General features: G+C 37.3%; 3 protein-coding genes. All 3 read right to left on the minus strand.

Annotated features, from left to right (window positions below):
• Positions 1-689 (minus strand): TasA family protein (locus tag EIZ39_RS26120; RefSeq protein ID WP_129204517.1); only part of this gene is annotated, 689 nt, incomplete at its 3' end.
• Positions 690-779: 90 nt separating this feature from the next.
• A complete protein-coding gene (locus EIZ39_RS26125) occupies positions 780-1,337 on the minus strand; it encodes a signal peptidase I (RefSeq protein WP_129204519.1) in 558 nt (185 codons plus the stop codon).
• A 30-nt stretch (positions 1,338-1,367) separates the two neighbouring features.
• Positions 1,368-1,554 (minus strand): hypothetical protein (locus EIZ39_RS27160; RefSeq protein WP_205668649.1); only part of this gene is annotated, 187 nt, incomplete at its 5' end.

Raw genomic sequence — 1,554 nt, forward strand, 5'->3', positions numbered from 1 at the left:
CCGGAGCCTTGGTTGTCAATATTGCCATTGGTAGAGCTGAACGTTTCCCCCTCATACTGCAAGGCAGTGAACTTAAAGTCGATAGATGTTTCTTCACCCATTAGTGAATTTTGTTCAGTTCCTGAATCTTCGAATTCTAAAACATAGTTAACAAATTTAGTTCTTTTTTCGCTTGTTGAAGGATCTTTGTCATTCGCATCTAAATAGCCGATGTACTTACCTACCCCGCTTACTGTTTTTCCATTCACAGTCGTATCACCAGCAGATTCAGTATCTAATTCTGACAAAGTGACTTTTCCATCGTTGTTTGCGTCGAAGTCATACTTTTTCAACAAATTCTCACCACCAAATTTCAATACTTTGACGACAATGGCATCCTTACTTCCTTCTCCTTCATCTGATACAGTTACATCCATAAATACATTGAATGGTAATGTCCCCAAATTTCTTAGGACCATAGCAGGTTCCTGGTTTTTAGTATTCGCTTCTAACACATCTCCTGGTTTCCAGTTAGAGATCTCAAAAGACTGTATGCTTGCCTTTTCCGGTTGTAGATTAATGATTCCATTGGTAAATGTGCTTGCCGATTCAACCTCATCACTAAAATACGCGAAGGTTCCCCCGATGGATGCCATAGCTCCTACTGCGATAGTTGCTACCCCTGTTACTAATTTCCCTTTAATATTCATTGTGTAATATCCTCCTCATCACCCACCAAGTTTAATAATTTGAACTTTATATTTTTGACCTCTCTTTTTATAGAGAAGGAACAAACGAAATTATGCTGTTACTTTTTTCTGCCTCTCCCATTTGGAGAAAAATCTCCACATGGATATAACTTCCACTAGAATGATTAGTAGGCCTGGGATAATTAGCATTAAACCAAGTCCTTTCTTTGACTGAAGCAAAGACATTACATGACCTAAATAGGGTATAGTTATCCCTGAATATTTCCCTAATACACTTGTATTCGGTACTGCTAATGGATCTTTAGCAGGATTATTATCTCCCTTTGTTATATATTCAGTAAATTTCCCAGAGCCTTTTACACCAAGGATTCTATGAGTGAAAATAGTATCTTTCAAAACTGGAGACATAAACGTTATTACATCTCCCTTTTTTAAAGTCGTTGGGTCTTCTATGTCTTCAACAAAAATGGCTGATCCAGTTTTTATAGTCGGTTCCATAGACCCTGATAAAACTAGCATCATACTATGACCAAAAAATTTTGGCGTGTTACCAGATGCCTTTGAAGCTATAGCTAATATAGTTGCTATTATTAATGAGACTACCAAGAGGAATGTAGTTAATTTACTTAAAAACTTAAATAAACTCATATTTTTACCTCCGATTTTCTATAGCCAAACCTAATCTTCATTTCTAAATATTTCATTTATATCTCCAAGAAGATCAATATTGTTATTGTCGTTGCCACCAGCTAAAGATTCACCCTGCATTTCTTCTACCTTTTCCATTGAGCTCATAGTTCTATACTCCCCCTCCTCCTCTGTAGGAGCCGGGATCAGCTGCTCTTCCCCTGGATCTACCGGATCA

This window comes from Ammoniphilus sp. CFH 90114 (assembly GCF_004123195.1).
In the GTDB taxonomy this organism is placed as follows: Bacteria; Bacillota; Bacilli; order Aneurinibacillales; family RAOX-1; genus YIM-78166.

Coding starts and splice junctions, on each gene's coding strand:
- EIZ39_RS26125 (WP_129204519.1), bottom strand. CDS start 1,337: ATGAGTTTATTTAAGTTTTTAAGTAAATTAACTACATTCCTCTTGGTA.